The organism is Geoglobus acetivorans, from assembly GCF_000789255.1.
Lineage (GTDB): Archaea > Halobacteriota > Archaeoglobi > Archaeoglobales > Archaeoglobaceae > Geoglobus > Geoglobus acetivorans_B.
Map to the genome: position 1 here is coordinate 1691050 of NZ_CP009552.1, position 17257 is coordinate 1708306.

At 46.4% G+C, this 17257-nt stretch carries 17 protein-coding genes; 13 read left to right on the forward strand and 4 right to left on the reverse strand.

All coding sequences use genetic code 11. From position 1 onward, the window contains the following. Positions 1–12: 12 nt before the first annotated feature. Together GACE_RS10015 and cofC are read left to right on the forward strand one after the other, a co-directional pair. Complete coding sequence (locus GACE_RS10015; protein WP_148305967.1) at positions 13–456, forward strand: hypothetical protein; 444 nt, start codon at positions 13–15, stop codon at positions 454–456. 42 nt (positions 457–498) lie between these two features. Next, positions 499–1101, forward strand: a complete 603-nt coding sequence (cofC, locus tag GACE_RS10020; protein ID WP_048093154.1) for a 2-phospho-L-lactate guanylyltransferase — start codon at positions 499–501, stop codon at positions 1099–1101. Positions 1102–1145: 44 nt separating this feature from the next. Here cofC and GACE_RS10025 read toward each other — a convergent pair whose 3' ends face one another. The 4 genes from GACE_RS10025 to GACE_RS10040 all read right to left on the reverse strand — a co-directional run bounded on the left by GACE_RS10025 (position 1146) and on the right by GACE_RS10040 (position 4289). Further along, positions 1146–2225 (reverse strand): formate--phosphoribosylaminoimidazolecarboxamide ligase, encoded by a 1080-nt coding sequence (locus tag GACE_RS10025; protein WP_048093155.1) that lies wholly within the window; start codon positions 2223–2225, stop codon positions 1146–1148. 30 nt (positions 2226–2255) lie between these two features. Next, a complete protein-coding gene (locus tag GACE_RS10030) occupies positions 2256–2570 on the reverse strand; it encodes a MazG-like family protein (RefSeq protein ID WP_048093156.1) in 315 nt (104 codons plus the stop codon). Positions 2571–2670: 100 nt separating this feature from the next. Next, positions 2671–3723, reverse strand: a complete 1053-nt coding sequence (locus tag GACE_RS10035; RefSeq protein WP_048093158.1) for an SPOUT family RNA methylase — start codon at positions 3721–3723, stop codon at positions 2671–2673. Between the two features lie 53 nt (positions 3724–3776). Beyond that, a complete protein-coding gene (locus GACE_RS10040; protein ID WP_048093161.1) occupies positions 3777–4289 on the reverse strand; it encodes a hypothetical protein in 513 nt (170 codons plus the stop codon). A gap of 316 nt (positions 4290–4605) precedes the next feature. On the opposite strand from GACE_RS10040, the gene fhcD reads away from it, so the two are divergent. From fhcD to GACE_RS10100, 11 genes are all read left to right on the forward strand, one after another. Next, positions 4606–5499, forward strand: coding sequence for a formylmethanofuran--tetrahydromethanopterin N-formyltransferase (gene fhcD / locus GACE_RS10045; RefSeq protein WP_048093163.1), 894 nt, complete (start codon positions 4606–4608; stop codon positions 5497–5499). 392 nt (positions 5500–5891) lie between these two features. Continuing rightward, complete coding sequence (gene polC, locus GACE_RS10055; protein WP_084063721.1) at positions 5892–9374, forward strand: DNA polymerase II large subunit; 3483 nt, start codon at positions 5892–5894, stop codon at positions 9372–9374. 2 nt (positions 9375–9376) lie between these two features. Then, entirely contained in the window at positions 9377–10249 is an 873-nt protein-coding gene (locus tag GACE_RS10060; protein WP_048093168.1) for a ketopantoate reductase family protein, read from the forward strand. Beyond that, positions 10236–10697 carry a COG2426 family protein gene (locus GACE_RS10065; RefSeq protein ID WP_318249211.1) on the forward strand — a complete coding sequence of 154 codons (462 nt, stop codon included), beginning with the start codon at positions 10236–10238 and terminating at the stop codon, positions 10695–10697. Before GACE_RS10060 ends, GACE_RS10065 begins: the two co-directional genes overlap by 14 nt. Positions 10698–10887: 190 nt before the next feature. Beyond that, a complete protein-coding gene (locus GACE_RS10070) occupies positions 10888–11415 on the forward strand; it encodes a CBS domain-containing protein (protein ID WP_052400333.1) in 528 nt (175 codons plus the stop codon). A gap of 12 nt (positions 11416–11427) precedes the next feature. Then, complete coding sequence (locus GACE_RS10075) at positions 11428–12312, forward strand: CBS domain-containing protein (RefSeq protein WP_048093171.1); 885 nt, start codon at positions 11428–11430, stop codon at positions 12310–12312. Positions 12313–12316: 4 nt separating this feature from the next. Beyond that, positions 12317–13459, forward strand: a complete 1143-nt coding sequence (locus GACE_RS10080; protein ID WP_048093172.1) for an RNA ligase — start codon at positions 12317–12319, stop codon at positions 13457–13459. Beyond that, positions 13453–14436, forward strand: a complete 984-nt coding sequence (locus GACE_RS10085) for a DUF1464 family protein (RefSeq protein WP_048093173.1) — start codon at positions 13453–13455, stop codon at positions 14434–14436. Before GACE_RS10080 ends, GACE_RS10085 begins: the two co-directional genes overlap by 7 nt. Then, a complete protein-coding gene (cofG, locus tag GACE_RS10090; protein ID WP_048093174.1) occupies positions 14433–15416 on the forward strand; it encodes a 7,8-didemethyl-8-hydroxy-5-deazariboflavin synthase subunit CofG in 984 nt (327 codons plus the stop codon). The genes GACE_RS10085 and cofG overlap by 4 nt, the downstream gene beginning before the upstream one ends. Then, positions 15404–16432 carry a 5-amino-6-(D-ribitylamino)uracil--L-tyrosine 4-hydroxyphenyl transferase CofH gene (cofH, locus tag GACE_RS10095; RefSeq protein WP_048093176.1) on the forward strand — a complete coding sequence of 343 codons (1029 nt, stop codon included), beginning with the start codon at positions 15404–15406 and terminating at the stop codon, positions 16430–16432. Before cofG ends, cofH begins: the two co-directional genes overlap by 13 nt. Further along, a complete protein-coding gene (locus tag GACE_RS10100; protein WP_048093178.1) occupies positions 16416–17252 on the forward strand; it encodes a shikimate kinase in 837 nt (278 codons plus the stop codon). The genes cofH and GACE_RS10100 overlap by 17 nt, the downstream gene beginning before the upstream one ends. Positions 17253–17257 lie beyond the last annotated feature (5 nt).

Below are 17257 nucleotides of genomic sequence, written 5' to 3' on the forward strand. Positions count from 1 at the left end.
AAAATTACAGTGATGGATGAATACGCGAGGGTTTGCCCCAGATGTCTCAGCAGTGATGTTGAGCCAGACCTGTACAATCCCGCAGCTGTTGCTTTTGGGGCACTGAACACATACAGATGCAACTCTTGCGGACATACTGGCGTGTTTTTTCCTGAATTCAGAAAAGAGGACTTAAAGACTGCTGAAAAACTCCAGATTGAAGAAAAAGGTGCTTTTGAAGGCACTTCGTTTGCAAAGGGGTTTTATTCCGCTGTGGCCCTTTTTTCGGCACTTGGACTTGTGCTTTCGGTGCTGTTTTACCTTATGTATCATGATCCTGTTTTTATGCTCGCATTTTCAGTGTATCTGGTAATTCTGACCTCAAACTTTCGCATGGAAAGAAGGGAATCGTTGCTTTACAAAATATGCCTGATAATCTCCTTGGTCCTTTATTCAGTGTTTTTCAGATTGCTGTGATAAATCATCAGATTTATTAATCTGTCCAGTTCACTCACCACAATGAGGATTTACATTCCCTTTAAGCCCGAAAATCCAAAATCGAGGCTGTCGGGTGTGCTTTCACCTGAAGAAAGGAAAAAGCTTGCATATTTAATGCTGCTTGATGTTATTGATGCATGTGGGGATTGCACTGTAGTCTCAAGCTCTGCAAGCAGGCTTCTTGAAGGAATAAAGCACGAAATTGATAGGAGAAGCCTTGACGAAGCTGTAACGTCCCGGATTAAACAGGGTGATGCTGCTATTGTCATGTCCGACCTCGCCCTTTTGACCGAAAAAACGGTTGAACGTTTTATCGAAATGGATGGCGATGTTGTCCTGGCTCCGGGAAGAAAGGGCGGGACAAACATGCTTCTCGCAAGAAACAGGCGGTTTTACACCTCTTATCATTATGGAAGTTTTTTCAAGCATATCGATATATGCGGAAAATTGAGGCTTGAATGCAGAATTTTTGACTCCTTTTTTGCAAGCGTCGATATTGATGAGGAAGATGATCTGCTCGAACTCATCCTCCACGGAAAAGGGAGGAGAAGCTACGAGTATCTGGAGGGTCTTGGCTTTTACGTCGATCTGTCTGGAAAGGACCCTAAACTCGTGAGGGAATAGGTTTTCCAGCACCAGTTATGGTGCTGAATTTAAAAATAGAATCTTTAAAAGATCAATTCTTCAAGCATGTCTTTTTCAACCGCAATTCTTATTTCGCGGGCTATTCTCCTGCCCATATACATGTTCTCTCCGAAGAGGATGTATGAGTACGGTGAGGCAGGAATCCCCACGCTGCTTCCTGCAACTATCCTTGCAGATATCTCGAAATAGTAAATGGTTCCGTTCTCATCGATAACGCTTTCAAGGCAGAATGGTCCCACCATTCCCGGCTCGGCGATTTTTCTGGAGTACTCGTAAACCTGCTCACCGTCCCGCAAAATTCTGGAAAGCAGGCTTTCCCTTACAATCAGAGGAATGTTCCCCACAACCGTATATGTCGGGATCAGGTTTGTTTTGAGCTGTTCTTCAGCAGGAATCCTGCCGAAACCATCCACGTTTGACTCATACCTTCTGTCGATGGCTATAAGCTCAATTCTTGAATTGACTGGAGAGTAAAAGAAGGAGAAGTACACAGGTACGCCAAGGACGCATTCCTGTATGTGTGCCTTGTTAATGTCGTCCCTGGATATTATTCCCCTCCTGACCAGTTCATCAGCCTTGCTCAGAAAATCTTCCTTTGATGCGGCGATGAAATAACCCTTTCCTCCCCTTGCACCGGGATACTTCACAATTGCAAGACCGTCAATCTCATCGGGCGAATGATAGGTTTTTGGCACATTAAGTCCAGAATTTACGAGCCAGTCCCTCTGTTTCTCTCTAACAGTTTCCCATTCCATGAGGACTCTGTTTCCGAAAACCGGAACTTTCAGACTGTAAAGGCTACCGATGTAAGCATTGTAGCTGCCGTGAGGGATTAAAATTGTATTCATTTCGATTAGCTTCTTCTGAATGCCATCATCAAGAAGCTGCCTGAAGTCATTCACCTCTATGATGTGATCTGCAACTCCAAAATTGCGGTAAACGAAGCTCTCCTTTTTCCGGGCTATGCATACAGTTTCGAAACCCTCCTCTTTGGCGCCTTTGAGAATGTTCAGAGCCGAATGGCTCCCTATGGTGCCTATTCTTATGTTTTCTCTATCGTAGTTTTTCAGAGTTGAGAGAATCAGCTCTCTGAGTTTTTCCATGTATCTGTTTTGCCAGCACGGTTATAAGATTTACCGTTCCGGATATTTTTGTTCATTTTTCTTTATTTTGTCCACTATGGCCTTCTCGACATCAATCCTGCACTCGTGTGCGAGAGGGAGTAGATAGATGAGTACATCACTGATTTCTTCGCCAATTCTACTTCTGTAATCATCGTTTTCAAGCTCTCTGAGAATTTCATCATCTTTTTTCCATTGAAAAAGCTCTAAAAGCTCTCCAACTTCTATGGCGACAGATAGTGCGAGATTCTTTGGAGTATGGTATTTTTTCCACTCTCTTCTGTCTCTGAAATCAATCAGCATCTCGGTGAGATCTGAAATGTGCATGATTGGGTTTTGGATGAAGCCAATATTTGTTTTTTCCAGAGTATGTGCAATAGGCATTTGGGGCGCAGCACTGTTGTATTGAGGCATGTGTGGACAGATTTTACCGTTCTCTTTTCGTCCTATCTGCTTTCATCTCCTCGTAAATGTCGAGAAATGCTGTGAGAGAGACGGGTATGGCAAGCTCTGTTGGGAATGTTATGTATGGGCTGAGATCAACGACGAAATCTGCGAGTCTCAGGACTCCTTTTGGAAGCCCAGTCCTGCTTCCCGCAAAGATTACAATTTCGTTTGCTCTCTCGAATGCTCTTTTAAGCTCGTCTCTCACGTCTGAGATTTGCCTTCCGGTGGGGTCTGTGGCGATGACAACGTATTTTCTCCGTTTTTTATCTCTGAGAGTCTGGAAGAGGTCGTGGACGAGTATTTTTGTTTCTCTGACCTCTCTGGCATAGCTCTTTCTCTGAATGCTGAGTCTCGACAGTTTACCTCTCCTCACACCCCTGAGGAATTCAAACAGCTCTTCAGCATCCACGTATCCGTAAGGAGCTATTATCAGCTCCTTTATTTCAAATGACTGTGCGTTTCTTCCAATCCTCTCTCCAATCTCTCTCGCTCCCTTCAGGTTTTCAAGATATGGCATCTGGACAAAAGAGACCTTCTCAAAGAATCTGAGACTATCTGCCTTTTCTGGAGTGTACTTTCTCCTCTCCTCAGCGCCATCAAGGATGCCGATGAATGTTCTCTCATTGACAACCTCCACGTAAATGGCCTTATCTGGTGTGTTCAGGTCGACATCCCTGCCACTTATCTCCTGAATCCGCCTTCCAAGCTGAATGCTTATGTCCATGCTGCTGAATCTGTGCTTTAATCCCCTTCTCGTAGCTCTGATGGCGAAGGTATCGAACTCTCCCATTGCCTTTACGACTTCTTCTGCTTTTTCGAGGATTTCATCCAGGTTGCTCTCAATCTCGAAAAGAACAGGTATTGCTCTTTCAACCTCTGGAACCTGTCGGACCTGTTCAAGTTCGTCAGAATGGACTACAAGTATACCGAGATATCCGGCTGGCCTTATCTCTATTTTTACGTCACCTAAAAGCTCTTTTATGTTCTGTGCGGCAATGTATTCCATTCCCCTCTGGGTTTTCACGAAAATCATTACTGATTCAGTGCCTGTTAGGGTTTTTTATATGTTCTCCTGCCTTGAACATCTCATACGATTTTTCTGAACTTGAAGATGGCTCTTCTGAAAATTTCGGCAGAGAAAACGAAAAGTATCAGCGAAAAACCCTCGAGAATCTCATAAGCATTCTCATCTCCGGCCAGCTTCATCAGCACGGCAAGTGAAAACGTGGCCAGGGACATGGATATCCCTGTAAGCCCATCGAGTGACGGTATGGGCGAATGTATTATGTCTGACTCGATTTTCTTTTCCTTCAGGGTGTAGTAAATCAGAGTAAGGGCTATCGGGAACGAGAAAATGTATATTATCTCAGACAGCATTGCTATAAATTTGATTGACCCTCTGAAGTGGTATGATTCTACGGAGATGAGCCAGAAGACGCCGAGATATATCAACGGAAGACCAACCCTGTTGAGATTCACGCTTTCCACGTCAAAATTGAGGAATTTGAGCAGTTTAATGCACCCGTAGGTGTGTATTGTTATCGAGACCGGGACGACCAGCAGGATGTAGACAAGCAGGGTTATCCTGTCTATATCCAAGTGGATCAGGCCAAACTCTTCGACAAGCTCCAGAAATTCCGAGAGGATTATTACCAGAAATACTGAGGAAGTGAGGAGAAAGTACGTGGTTACGAATTTCCAGACCTCCGGATTGAGCAGCCTCTCTCTCTCCTGCTGTTAAGTATCAGTACCGTGAAGAAGTAGGCTGCCAGGATGGAGATTGTGGGTATGGTTGAAATGTTCATTGAAAGTTTCTAAACTTTATATTTTAATATGTCTTTCGTTAAACAGAGAATCGGCGAAAAATTTCAAAAGATTAATATTGTTTTTTGTCAAACGCATTGCGGTGGTTTTAATGAAGGTGAACGGAGTTGAGGTTGAGGAGACTTTTGCAGAGGCTTTTGATATAAAAATCGCAAGGGTCTTGATAACTGCCTACGACTACGACTGGGCTCACGTGGCTGCAAACGAGGCAACCGGTTTCGGAACTTCCGTAATCATGTGTCCTGCTGAGGCGGGAATCGAGAAGAGGGCTCTGCCGTCTGAGACCCCGGACGGGAGACCGGGTTACTACATCCAGATCTGCCACATGAGCAAGAAGGGCCTCGAGCAGCAGTTGCTTGCAAGACTCGGCCAGTGCGTCCTGACAGCACCAACAACAGCAGTGTTCAATGGCCTGCCTGATGCTGAGGAGAAGTTTGACACCGGCAACAAGCTCAGGTTCTTTGCAGATGGCTTCGAAAAGCAGTTGGATGTTGGCGGAAGGAAGATGTGGGCAATCCCGATGATGGAAGGTGACTTCCTCATTGAAAATGACATAGGTTACGTTAACGGAATTGCAGGGGGAAACTTTTTCATAATGGGTGAGACCCAGCCTTCAGCTCTTGCTGCTGCAAAGGCAGCTGTTCAGGCCATTGCGGATGTTGAGGGAGTTATCACACCCTTCCCTGGGGGAATAGTGGCTTCAGGTTCCAAGGTTGGGGCAAACAAGTACAAGTTTTTGAACGCGACCACCAACGAGAGATTTGCACCGAGCATAAGGGATCAGGTTCCGGAAACCCATGTGCCTGAGGGCGTTAAAGCGATTTACGAGATCGTCATAAACGGAATCAGCGTGGAGGCAATCAAGGAAGCAACGAGGGTTGGAATTGAAGCTGCAACGAGGATACCCGGAGTCGTGAAGATCACAGCAGGAAACTATGGTGGAAAGCTTGGAAAGCATCTCATTCATCTGAACGAGCTGTTCTGATTCCCGGATTTTTAAATATTTTTATTTGAACAGCTGGCACGGAGAGTGGAACCTGATGGTTTTTGAACTCGTTTCTGTTTGATTTCAGATATCCCCGTTGGACGATCCCCGCAATGCTCAAACGCTCTCCACCGAATTTTGTGGATTTTTTGCTCCGGGTCAGCATCATGGCTGTAAAATCGAAATTATGGTTTGGGTGAACCTCCATTGCGAAAAACAACTCGGAATGCGGTTTCTGGAATCAGTGTGTGGTCGCAGGACTTTGTGTGAGCGATCCGGGGAATTTCTGTCATCCTGCCGGGACACTGGTTCGAATTTTTTCAGAATTATTTCACTTTTTTCACCGATTCGATATCACAAGTATTAAATTTTCATGAGCGGTATCATGTAGGATGATCATCACTCTTGACAAATTCTTCCCGCTCTTTGATGATGGTTCGCGAGATGAGGCTGCAGAAATCAACTTTAAGTTGTACGAAGAAATACGCAGGTATCACGAGTTTCTTCTGAGGGAACTCGAGAGGCTGTACAGGCTTGCTGAAAGGGCAAGAAGCCTCGGCCTCGACCCAAAGCCGTACGTTGAGATTCCTGTTGCAAGAAATATGGCTGAGAGAGTTGAAAAACTCCTCGATATAAATGGGATTGCCAGAAAAATTGAAGATTATGAAAATGCGGGACTTTCAAGAGTTGAAATATGCTTCAGAGTAGCTAAGGACATTGTCTCCGGAGAATTTGGGGATCTTGACAAGGAGACGGCGATAGATAAGGCTGTCAGGGCAGCTGTTGCAATTCAGACTGAGGGTGTTGTTGCGGCACCAATTGAGGGCATAGCCAAAATAAGGCTGGACAGGAATCTTGATGGTAGCGAATTTGTTAAGATATACTATGCTGGGCCAATAAGGAGTGCCGGCGGAACAGCACAGGTCATATCTGTTCTCGTTGCTGACTATGTGAGGCGGTTGCTCGGGCTTAACAGGTACATTCCGACGGAAGAGGAGATATTGAGGTACTGTGAGGAAATCCCACTTTACAAGAAGGTGGCAAACCTTCAGTATCTTCCGAGCGATGACGAAATAAGGCTGATAGTTGAAAACTGTCCGGTGTGCATTGATGGTGAGCCTACAGAAGATGCTGAGGTGTCCGGTTACAGAAATCTTCCGAGAGTGGAGACGAACAGGGTAAGGGGCGGAATGGCTCTGGTCATCGCTGAGGGCATTGCCCTGAAAGCCCCAAAGCTTAAAAAGATCGTCGATAAAATCAGGATAGATGGATGGGAATGGCTTGACAAGCTCATAAACAAGGACAGTGGGGGAAGTGAGACAAAGGATGAAAGCAAGGATGCAGTAAAACCGAAAGACAAGTATCTCGCAGACATTGTTGCCGGAAGACCGGTTTTCAGCCACCCCTCGAGAAAAGGAGGATTCAGGCTGAGATACGGAAGGGCGAGAAATTCCGGTTTTGCGACAGTGGGTTTGAATCCTGCAACAATGGTCATTGCAGGGGGGTTCATTGCTATTGGCACGCAGCTCAAAGTCGAAAGACCTGGAAAAGCTGGTAGCGTAATCCCAGTAACGAGCATCGATGGCCCAACAGTCCGGCTTAAGAACGGAGACGTTGTGAGAGTCAATTCATACGATGAGGCGATGAAGCTCAGAGATTCGGTCGAGAAGATTCTGGATATGGGCGAGATACTCATAAACTTTGGAGACTTTCTGGAAAACAATCACCCTCTGATTCCTGCGGGCTACTGCCATGAGTGGTGGATACAGGAAGTCAGGGGGAAGATACCGGAGGGTGATTACACCCGAATTGACGAAGATACTGCGCTATCTCTGTGTGATGATTACGGTGTCCCGCTGCACCCTGATTACACATACCTCTGGCACGACATCTCTGCCGAGGATGCCCTTTACCTCAGGAATCACATCGTGAATAATGGAAAGGTTGAGGGCAAGTACGGCAAGAGCGCCCTCATCATAAAGTTTGACAGAAAAGCCAAGGAAATTCTGGAGGACCTGCTCGTTGAGCATAAAATCCGGGAGGGATACATCGTTCTGGAGCGCTGGAAGGTTCTGGCGAGATGCCTTGGACTGAATGATGACCTGAAAATTCAGAAAGATGTGAAGCCTGATGAACTCGGAGAACATCCGGACGGGCTTAAATTTGCAAGAAAAGCTTCATGTATTGATATTCGGGCCAAAGCACCTTCGAGAATTGGGGCGAGAATGGGAAGACCTGAAAAATCGAAGGAGAGAATGATGTCTCCTGCTCCTCACATGCTCTTTCCGCTTGGGGATGCGGGAGGAAAGACGAGAGACCTGAAAAAGGCGGTGGATTACACCAGAGGCTACAATGCGACGAAGGGAGAGATTGAGGTTGAACTCCCGCTGAGAGTATGCCCCGAATGTGGAAGAGAAAGTTTCTATCTCAAATGCAGCTGCGGGGCTTTTACCGAGCAGCATTACATCTGCCCCGTCTGCGGGATAAGGACGAAAGATGAAGTCTGTGAAAGGTGCGGGAGAGAGACAACGGGGTACAGGCTATGGAAGGTAAACGTCAGAGAACTTTACCACAGGGCGCTTGAAAATATTGGTGAGAGAGATGGCAATGGCACAATAAAGGGCGTAATAGGTCTGACATCCAGAAATAAATTCCCTGAGAGGATGGAGAAGGGAATACTGAGGGCGAAAAACAGGGTTTACGTGTTTAAGGATGGCACGGTCAGGTACGACATGACTGATCTGCCTGTGACTCATTTCAGGCCTAAGGAGATTGGCCTGACCGTTGATAAATTAAAGGAGCTTGGATATGAGTATGACTACCTCGGGAATGAACTCAGGAGTGAAGATCAGATTGTTGAACTGAAACCTCAGGATCTGATTCTTTCGAAAAGTGCTGGAGAGTATCTGTTCAGGGTGAGCAAATTCGTTGACGAGCTGCTCGTGAAATTCTATGGTCTTGAGCCGTTTTACAATGCTGAAAAGCCTGAGGATTTGATAGGGCATCTTGTGATAGGCCTTGCACCACACACGTCTGCTGGAGTTCTGGGAAGGATAATTGGCTTTGCTGATGTGAATGCGGGCTACGCACACCCCTATTTCCATGCCGCAAAGAGAAGAAACTGTGATGGGGATGAAGACTGCGTTATGCTTCTCATGGATGGTCTGCTCAACTTTTCGAGAGAATTCCTTCCTGATAAGAGGGGTGGCCAGATGGATGCCCCTCTCGTTCTGACGGCAATACTCGATCCAAAGGAGGTCGATGGCGAGGTTCACAACATGGATGTTGCAGACAGGTATCCGCTGGAGTTTTACATTGCGACTTTAAGATGTGCGCATCCTAAGGAATTTTCGGGAGTTATTGAGAGGGTTGAGGACAGACTGGGTGATGAGAGAAAGTATTTCGGGCTTAAATTCACCCACGATACCGACGATATTGCTCTTGGAGTCAAAAGCAGTGCATACAAGACGCTGAAATCTATGCAGGATAAGGTAAGTCATCAAATGGAGCTGGCGAGGAAGATAAGGGCTGTGGATGAACATGATGTTGCTGAGAGGGTAATAAAAACTCACTTTCTGCCGGACATCATAGGTAACCTCAGGGCATTTTCGAGGCAGGAATTCAGGTGTGTGAACTGCAACCAGAAGTTCAGGAGAATCCCACTTGCGGGCAAATGTACGAGGTGCGGGGGTTCTCTTACGCTCACAGTCCATGAGGGTTCGATAGTGAAATACCTGGACCTCTCAAAAACTCTTGCTGAGACCTACAACGTGAGCGACTACACCAGACAGAGGATAAGGTTGATTGAAGTGGAGACACAGTCTCTGTTTGAAAGCGAGCTGAAAAGACAGATAAAAATTGACGAGTTCTTTTAACCATGACTGTAATGGTTTTCGGTGCCGGAGCTCTGGGAAGCCTGATTGGTGCGCTAATGCTGAAATCGGGGCAGGACGTGGTTTTTATCGCAAGAGGGGAGCAGTTCAGGGCGCTGAGGGAGGGGGGCCTGAGGGTTAGCGGGTTGATGGACGGAGAATTCGAGGTGGAGGTGTACAGCAGACCCGTTGATGCCGACCTTGTTTTTCTCACTGTGAAAGCCTATGACACAGAAAAAGCGGCTGAGTTGCTGAGGAATGTTAGTTTTGAGGGAATATGCAGCCTTCAGAATGGAGTGGGGAACGAGGACATTTTATCAAGCTATTTCAGTGCGGTCGTTGGAGGAGTTACCACCTACGGGGCAAACCTGAAGGAACCGGGCCATGTGGTTTATGCGGGAGAGGGCATGACTTTCCTGGGGGACTGGAAGGGAGATGCTGCCCGTAACTTTGCAGACGTTCTTAAAAAAGCTGGAATGAATGTGGAGGTTGTTGGCGACATTGGAAAAAGAATATGGGAAAAGGCAGCAATAAACGCAGTAATAAATCCGCTCACAGCAATTTGCAGGGTTAGAAACGGCAAAATAGTGGAAATTCCTCAGATATGGACCATTGCGAAAAAATTAGCTGGAGAATGTGAGGCAATTCTTGATAGGCTGGGTTTTCATGTTGATGTTGAGAATGTGGCAAGGGACGTGGCGCTGAGGACCTCACTGAACAGGTCTTCAATGCTCCAGGATGTCGAAAAAGGCAAGAGGACTGAGGTAGAATTTATAAATGGAGCCTTCGTCAGGAAGGGCAGGGAGCTTGGAATTGATGCCATCTACAATGAGATGATGGTCAATCTTATCAGGGGGATGGAACTTGGAATGGATTGATGTGTTTGTGCTGTCGATGCTACCGGTCTCTGAGCTGAGAGGTGCAATACCATATGCGATTGTAAAAGGCTTTTCTCCGGGGGAAGCATACGCCGTGAGCGTTGTGGGCAATTTCATTCCTGTGCCTTTGATACTCTTTCTTCTTGAGAGGCTCGATAGATTTTTCAGGAAACTGCCTGTTCTTGGCAGAATCTATGTGTTCGCGCTGGGTTTGGCAGACAAAAGGCGGGAGAAGGTGGAAAAATATGGCTATCTCGGTCTTACACTTTTTGTCGCCATACCGCTCCCTGTTACCGGCGCATGGACTGGCAGTCTGATAGCGTTTCTTCTTGGCATGAACAGGATAAAGGCAACGCTGTTCATTCTCGCGGGGATTCTCGTAGCAGGTGTCATTGTCCTCTCTGCATCCACCGGTGTCTGGGCTGTCTATACCGGGCTGTTGAGGTAGATACAGACCTCATGAGTATATTTTAAATAATTTATCATTCTAAATTTATAATAGGTTTTATCTCAAAAAAGCGTTTCAGGCTCTCAATTTGGTTGAAAATCCGTTTCTATTGCTTTTTCAGTGAAACATGAAGAAGGTAAAAATATTTAAAACCACTTGCTCAGAGTTGCCTTTAAGCAGGGTGATGGTGATGACCGCAGACCTTCCAGTAAAGGAAATAATGACCAGGGAAGTATGCACAGTCTCAAAAGATGAATCTGTGCTTAATGCTTCGAGGAAAATGATTGAATGTGGAGTGGGCAGTGTTGTTGTGGTTGAAGACTCCAAACCCGTTGGGATTGTTACTGAAAGGGACATAATCACCAAGGTTGTTGCCCGGAACAGGGTTCCAGCAGACGTGCTGGTTGAGGAAATAATGAGCTATCCTGTCATAACCGTGTCTCCAAACACAAGCACAAGAGATGCCGGCACAATCATGCTCAAAAAGGGCATAAGGAGATTGCCCGTTATTAATGGCGATGAACTTGTTGGGATTGTGACCGATACTGATCTGCTCTCTTACTCAATCGATTTGGGCGAGTACATGGGGTTGATAAGAGAAGAGCAGTATGTTGTTGATGAGCCGGAAATCGGAAAATGTGAGATTTGCGGAAGAATTGCTGAGCTGAGAGATGCAGATGGAATGAGGGTTTGTGAGGACTGTTATGAAACTCTCTGATGAGGGGTTCTGATGCCGAACAACAGGAAGAATTCCAAATTTGGAAGTGTGATGGAGATCGCATCCATAAACGCAATAACGATCCCCCCCACGTCGACGATAATGACCTCCATGAAGACCATGATTAAATACAGTTTCAGGAGGGTCCCTATAGCCGACGCGGGAACCAGAAGGCTCGAAGGGATTGTAACGAGCATGGACATCCTCAACTTTCTGGGAGGGGGAGAGAAACACAAGCTCGTTAAGGAGAGATACCTCGGGAACCTGATCGCAGCCATAAATGAAGAGGTCAGGGAAATTATGGAAAAGAACGTTCTCTCGATCCCGGTGTCAAGTTCCTGGGAAGATGCTCTGAACACCATGCTTGATAACAACGTTGGTGGCGTACCTGTTGTGGATGACGAGGAGAGTGTTGTGGGTATCATCACCGAAAGAGACCTGATGACCTTCCTCGCCTCGCAGACAAAATGTGACGGGCAGGTTTCTGAGTTCATGACAAGGGGCGTCATTACTGCAGAGCCGAAAATGACAATAGAGGAAGCGATGAAGCTGATGGTACAGAAGAAGTTCAGAAGGCTGCCTGTTGTTAAGGATGGAGTTCTCATAGGCCTCATTACAGCCACATCGCTGGTTCATTACTTTTCGGGCGAGGCTTTCAAAAAGCTCATAACCGGAAATGCAAAGGATGTTCTCACCCAGCCATTGACCGCAATCCTGAACAACGAAAATGTGCTCAAGTACCGCGAACCTCTCGTTGTCAGACCTGATGCGAAGATATCGGATGTTGTGAGAAAAATGATAGACAGCAACCAGTCCTCTGCGCTTGTTGTCGATAATGAGCTTGTGGGCATCATAACTGAAAGAGATCTGATGAGAGCGTTATGTTCGTCGAAATAAGAAAATGTTTGTCTCTGAGAGTCTTGGCCTTTCAAAGCACCTGGGAGAAACTCTTGAGGAAAGGAAAATCCTTAGAGAGGCTTTAATCCCTCATTCTTTCTTTTCTGATGTTATTGAAGCGGTTAGGTTCGATAAGAAATTCGGGGAAATCGAGGAAGGCACGGTTGTTGCAAAGACGATTAATGGCGTCCGCATTGTGAGAGGTTTTCCCAAAATAAAAAGGGCCCTTGTTCTGAACCCCACCCTGAAAAAGCATTTTGAGAATGAAGTTGCTGTCGAGGAAAAAATGAACGGATATAATGTGCGGATAGCGAGATTCGGGAAGAACCTGTATGCCATGACGAGGAGAGGCATCATCTGTCCCTACACAACTGAAAAGGCGAGGGAACTGATAAATCCAGAGTTTTTTAAGGACCATGGCAACCTTGTTCTCTGCTGTGAGGCTGTAGGCGAGGAATCGCCTTACGTCCCGAAGAGCATGTACGGTGTGGAGGGTCTTGACTTTTTTGTATTCGACATAAGGGAAGAGCGGACGAACAAACCTCTTCCTGTAGAGGAAAAGCTGAGGCTGTGCGATGAATATGGTCTCAAACATGCCACGTATTTTGGAACGTACGATGTTGAGGTTGCACATGATGAAATAAGGGATGTAATTTCACATCTGGCCAGGGAAGGAAGAGAAGGCGTGGTCATCAAGGATCCGGAAATGAAACTTTCGCCATTGAAGTACACCACTTCTCAAACCAACGCTGAAGATTTGAAGTATGCCTTCAGGTTTTTCAACGATTACGGCAAGGATTTCATGTTCTCCAGGATAGTTAGGGAAGGTTTCCAGAGCTTTGAGTTCAGTGAGAGCGACGAGGAATTCCGGGAGAGGTGCCTCAGGCTGGGCATGGCAATTCTGAAGCCCATGGTTGAGAGCATAAGGGAGGTTGCGCAGGGTGGCAAGGTATCTGAGAAACTAAGACTGAGGTTTGGCAGTCTTGATGTTATGAATCTGTTCTTTGAGCAGTGGAAGAGAAGCAAGGTGGATTTTGAGATAACCGACATCAGAAAGGACGGAAAGGATATTGTCGTTTTTGTCAACAAGACAATGAGAAACACCACCGACAAAATCAAAGCACATCTGGAGGGGGTACCTTGGTAAATGCCGGGATCGATGCCGGGACGAAAAGCTATGCAGTGTATGTGTTTGAAGATGGCAGGTATTTTGAGATTGATTCCTCAGCAGTCAAAGCCAGTCCTGAAGATTTCGTTGAATTTCTCGACTCGCTTGAAATTGAAGCTGGAGCAGGACTTTCAGGCTACGGTTTACCCGTGAAGCGGATTTATGAGGTTGACGAACATGATCTTCGAATGATGACCCTCAACTTCGATGAAACCGTAACCATGGGAATGAGAAAGGTCATAGACCTCGTGAGAGAAAAGAAACTTGAGATTTACACAGTACCTGCGGTCATACACCTGAACACAGTGCCGGATCACAGGAAAATTAATCGAATTGATATGGGCACATACGACAAGGTCTGTTCCGTGGCGTTTGTTCTCCACGAGTTTGGGATTGACCAGAGTTTTGTTCTTGCAGAACTTGGATATGGGTTCAATGCGTTTATTGCTGTTGAGAACGGAAAGATCGTTGATGGTCTCGGAGGCACGTCCGGTTTTCCGGGTTTCTCAAGCCTCTCTTCTATAGATGCAGAGCTTGCATATCTCCTGAGGGACATAAACAAAGACCTCGTGTTTTCAGGAGGGCTTAAGAGCTATTTTGAAGACAGAAATATGGGCTTTGACGCCGATATATTCTCCGAATGGGTTATGAAGGGAATTCACTCACTGAAGGCCATTGTGGATTTCGATACCGTCTATCTATCTGGCAGGTTTGCGGATCATGTCCATAAAAGGGTCTCCGAGGAGTTCAATGCAGTTAATCTTGGCAGAATTGGCAAGAAGATTTCTGCGATTGGGGCGTCAATAATAGCGAGCGGGATTTCCGGTAAGGATGGCAGAGAGGTTCTGGAATCTCTCGAAATTTTGAGTGCGAGAGGCACCGTGCTGGATCACCTCACGTCTGACGTTGCGAGATTCCTGAGAGAAAACATAACCTTTAATATCCATAATAAATGACTGGGGATGTGATTGTAACCTACTCAATGAATGTTTTCATCCCTCTCACAAGGACATGCCGGAATAACTGCCATTACTGCGGTTTCAGGACCAACGATGGAAAGGTAATGGGTGAGGTTGAGGTAGAGAATTTGCTGAAAAGGACAAGTTCTGCTACTGAAGCTCTTTTCACCTTTGGCGAGAAGGCGGATGAATTCGAAAATGTGAGGGGCTGGCTACGGGAGAGGGGCTTTGCGGGCATGGTAGAGTATGTGACACATCTGAACAAACTTGCCGTCGAGCATGGACTCCTTCCACACACAAATGCTGGCGTTCTGAACAGAGAGGAGCTGAAAAAGCTGAAGGAATGGAATGCGAGCATGGGACTGATGCTTGAGCAGGCGGTCGAGCTTGAATGTCATGAGAAAAGTCCGGGAAAAAAGCCAGAAGTGCGGATTAAAACCATAAAGGAGGCAGGAAAGCTTGAAATTCCTTTTACCACCGGGATACTCATAGGAATTGGAGAGAGCAGAGAGGACAGGTACTACTCTCTCGAGGTTATAGCTGATCTGGCTGAGAACTACGATCACATTCAGGAGGTGATAATTCAGAACTTTTCACCCAAAAAAGGAACTCCCATGGAAGACTGGAAAACTCCGGACATTGCTGAGCTGCTGGATGCAATAGAATATGCGAAAAAAGTACTTCCAGATGATGTGGTTATTCAGGTTCCCCCCAATCTTGTTGAAAATCTGAAAGCCTGTCTTGATGCAGGTGCAAGGGACATAGGCGGAATATCTGAGGTTACTCCCGATTATATCAACCCCGAGCATCCATGGCCCAGTCTGAAAAAAATCGAAAAAAGCTTAAATGGTGAATACACCTTCAGAGAAAGATTGCCCATACATCCGAAGTACGTCAGGATGGGGTGGTTTAGTGAGAGAATTGCACATCTGATAAAGCATTATGCGGATAAAGAGGGATACAGATGCTCGAAATGAACGTAAAAGAGCTGATAAAAAACCCGTATCGCTCATTTGAGCTGGCCGACAGGCTTAGAGATGAACTTAAAGGAGATGTAGTCACCTTTGTGATAAACCGGAATATAAATTTTACAGACATCTGTGTCAACCGCTGTCTCTTCTGCTCATACAGGAATAGAAAAAAGTTCGTGCTGAGTGAGGAAGAGATAAAGAAAAAGGTAAAAGAGGCTGTGGATTACGGGTGCACTGAGGTAACGGTTCAGGGAGGTTTGCTCCCGGATGCCGGGCTGGACTTTTATGTTTCAATTCTGAGGGCGATAAGGGACGTCTCGAGGGACATCCATGTTCATGCCTTCTCCCCCATGGAGGTCTATCATGCTGCCAGAAATGAGGGTATCGACATTGAGGACGTTCTGCGTGAGCTGAAAAAGGCAGGTCTGAATTCTATACCCGGCACAGCAGCGGAAATACTCGTTGACAGGGTCAGGAAGGTTATATGTCCGGATAAGCTGACGACAGATGAGTGGAGGGAGGTGATCACCACCGCCCACGACCTCGGGATCTCCACGACGGCGACAATGATGTACGGGCACATTGAAACCTGGGAGGACAGGCTTGAGCATCTCAGGCTGATTAGGTCGATTCAGGAGGAGACAGGCGGATTTACAGAGTTCATCCCTCTGCCGTTTATGAACAAGAACAACAGGCTCGGGAAAATTGCAAAACCCTCTAATGGTTTTGAAGACCTGCTTGTGATTGCCATATCGAGGATATATCTGTATCCGCTTGTTGAAAACATTCAGGCCTCATGGGTTAAGCTCGGGAAGAAACTGGCTCAGGCTTCTCTCCATACCGGAGCGAACGATTTTGGCGGCACTCTGATGGAGGAAAATATATCCAGGTCAGCAGGCGCAACAAGCGGTGAATTCATGAGTCCTGAAGAGATAAGGGAAGCAATACAGTCTGCAAACAGAATTCCTGCCCAGAGAGATACTCTATACAGGATTTTGAGGACGTATGAAGGTCAAATCTAAAAGTTATGCCGCCGGGACGGTGATCAACGCCCTTGCCACATTTAAGGGAGTGGCATTTGGAATAGACCTTGAAACGAGAGTTGTCTTTTCCGAAACTGATGATAGGGGGTTTTACATATCCAGGAAAGGCAGGCTTGAGAGGAGTGCCATCGCCGAAAAGCTCATGCGCAGTTCGGAATTTGAAGGTGGAGTTTTCAGAGTGGAGAGCGAAATTCCGGAGCGAAGCGGTCTTGGCAGCAGCAGCGCATTTATGAATGCCCTTTTACTCGCATCTCTCAAAGCTAAGGAAAGGGAGCTTGATGCGGGAAAAATTCTCAGGCTGAATGCGCGAATGAGTCTTGAGTTCGGGATGAGCTATACCGGAGCCTTCGACGACGCTTCTGCTTCACTGCTTGGAGGTTTTGTTTTCTCGGATAACATGAGGATGAAACTTTACCGAAGGGTTGAGCTTGAGGGAGAGGTTCTCGTACTCCTTCCGGAGTGGCAGAGGGGCGATGTGAAACCGGACATGATGAAAGAAGGCACAGAGAACGTCGAGAGGGCGTTTAACCTTGCGATGGAGGGAAAATACAGGGAGGCGATGCTCCTCAACTCGATGCATTATTGTCCGAAACTGAATCTCCCCCTCGAACCGGTTTATGCGCTTCAGAGCCTGAACGTATCTGTCGGTCTTTCGGGCAATGGTCCGAGCTATGTTGCTTTTGGAGAGGATATTGATGCAGCAGAGGAGATATGGGGCAGTTTTGGGAAGGTGATGCGGAAGAGGATAGTTAATGAGCCTTCAGATAGAGTTGATATTCCTGAAAATCTGTTTTACTGAAAAAA

What these genes read in the sequence shown, in the direction of transcription:
- GACE_RS10015 (WP_148305967.1), top strand. Translation starts at nt 13, where the DNA reads ATGGATGAATACGCGAGGGTTTGCCCCAGATGTCTCAGCAGTGATGTT.
- cofC (WP_048093154.1), top strand. Translation starts at nt 499, where the DNA reads ATGAGGATTTACATTCCCTTTAAGCCCGAAAATCCAAAATCGAGGCTG.
- GACE_RS10025 (WP_048093155.1), bottom strand. Translation starts at nt 2,225, where the DNA reads ATGGAAAAACTCAGAGAGCTGATTCTCTCAACTCTGAAAAACTACGAT.
- GACE_RS10030 (WP_048093156.1), bottom strand. Translation starts at nt 2,570, where the DNA reads ATGCACATTTCAGATCTCACCGAGATGCTGATTGATTTCAGAGACAGA.
- GACE_RS10035 (WP_048093158.1), bottom strand. Translation starts at nt 3,723, where the DNA reads ATGATTTTCGTGAAAACCCAGAGGGGAATGGAATACATTGCCGCACAG.
- fhcD (WP_048093163.1), top strand. Translation starts at nt 4,606, where the DNA reads ATGAAGGTGAACGGAGTTGAGGTTGAGGAGACTTTTGCAGAGGCTTTT.
- polC (WP_084063721.1), top strand. Translation starts at nt 5,892, where the DNA reads ATGATCATCACTCTTGACAAATTCTTCCCGCTCTTTGATGATGGTTCG.
- GACE_RS10060 (WP_048093168.1), top strand. Translation starts at nt 9,377, where the DNA reads ATGACTGTAATGGTTTTCGGTGCCGGAGCTCTGGGAAGCCTGATTGGT.
- GACE_RS10070 (WP_052400333.1), top strand. Translation starts at nt 10,888, where the DNA reads ATGACCGCAGACCTTCCAGTAAAGGAAATAATGACCAGGGAAGTATGC.
- GACE_RS10075 (WP_048093171.1), top strand. Translation starts at nt 11,428, where the DNA reads ATGCCGAACAACAGGAAGAATTCCAAATTTGGAAGTGTGATGGAGATC.
- GACE_RS10080 (WP_048093172.1), top strand. Translation starts at nt 12,317, where the DNA reads ATGTTTGTCTCTGAGAGTCTTGGCCTTTCAAAGCACCTGGGAGAAACT.
- cofG (WP_048093174.1), top strand. Translation starts at nt 14,433, where the DNA reads ATGACTGGGGATGTGATTGTAACCTACTCAATGAATGTTTTCATCCCT.
- cofH (WP_048093176.1), top strand. Translation starts at nt 15,404, where the DNA reads ATGCTCGAAATGAACGTAAAAGAGCTGATAAAAAACCCGTATCGCTCA.
- GACE_RS10100 (WP_048093178.1), top strand. Translation starts at nt 16,416, where the DNA reads ATGAAGGTCAAATCTAAAAGTTATGCCGCCGGGACGGTGATCAACGCC.